Below are 1090 nucleotides of genomic sequence, written 5' to 3'. Positions count from 1 at the left end.
ACGTCATCAAGGCCCTCCGGCAGAAAGGGCGCCCGCGTCACACCGTTAGCCGAGACCAACTTCAAATGTTTCCAGATACTTGAAGAAGAGGGGCATAATGACTCACCACTCGCTATGGCGCGCATTGCGCGTTCGGCGGCGTTGTTGTCGAGCTCGAGGATGCCGTGATCAAGGTAGGGGGCAGGCGCTCCATGCGAGTTAGCGCATAGCGGATGGCGGCCGCGAGTGGGGATTTACCCGAGATCGTGGTGAGCTGCATGGCCAGCCAGACCTCGAGATCGTCGAAGACCGGGGCGGCATGGGCGCGGCGGAGTTGCGCGCGAGGGTCAGGCGGCGAGCCTCGGGCCTCCTTCTCGACGGCGTAGAGCTGGGCGATCCGGGCGATGGCCTCTTCGGCGATGGGGGACGCCTGCGACCGGTGGATGTCGACGAACTTGCGCCGGACATGAGCCATGCAGGCAACTTCGCGGATGGCTCCGGAGCGATAGAGGTCCTCGAACCCGGCATAGCCATCGGCATGCATCCAGCCGCGGAACCGGGCGAGGTGATCCTTGGGGTGCTGGCCCTTCCGGTCGCCGGAGAACCGATACCATGCCGCTGGTGGAGCATCCCCGCCCCAGGGGCGCTCGTCACGGGCATAGGTCCAGAGCCGCGCGGTCTGGGTCTTGCCGGTGCCCGGCGCCAGCATCTGAACGGGCGTGTCATCCACGAAGATCGCTTCGGCCGACAGGACATGGCGCCCGATGGCCTCGGACAGCGGTTCCAGCAGGGCGGTGGTCTTGCCGACCCAGTCCGCCAGAGTAGAGCGGTCGAGGTCGATACCTTCGCGCTCGAAGATCTGGCTCTGGCGATAGAGGGGAAGATGGTCGGCATATTTACTGGCCAGGACATGGGCCAGCAGGCCAGGCCCGGGACGGCCGCGCTCGATGGGGCGCGTCGGCAGCGGGGCCTGGACGAACCGTTCGCAGCAGGCGCAGGTCAGCCGGGGCCGCACGATCCGGTTCACGATGAAGCGCCCAGGAACATACTCCAGCTCTTCCGTGACGTCCTCGCCGATCCGGCGCAGGCGACCGCCGCAATCGGCACAGGC

Annotated in this window: 1 protein-coding gene; it reads right to left on the bottom strand. The window is 66.5% G+C overall.

Annotated elements, in window-relative coordinates; translation table 11 throughout:
• Positions 1-112: 112 nt before the first annotated feature.
• Positions 113-1090 (bottom strand): IS66 family transposase (locus PARJ55_RS22830; protein WP_232215766.1); only part of this gene is annotated, 978 nt, incomplete at its 5' end.

This window comes from Paracoccus sp. J55 (genome assembly GCF_000513975.1).
GTDB lineage: Bacteria > Pseudomonadota > Alphaproteobacteria > Rhodobacterales > Rhodobacteraceae > Paracoccus.
The sequence above is the reverse complement of the archived record's forward strand: the minus strand, read 5'-3'. Positions and strand labels throughout refer to the sequence as shown.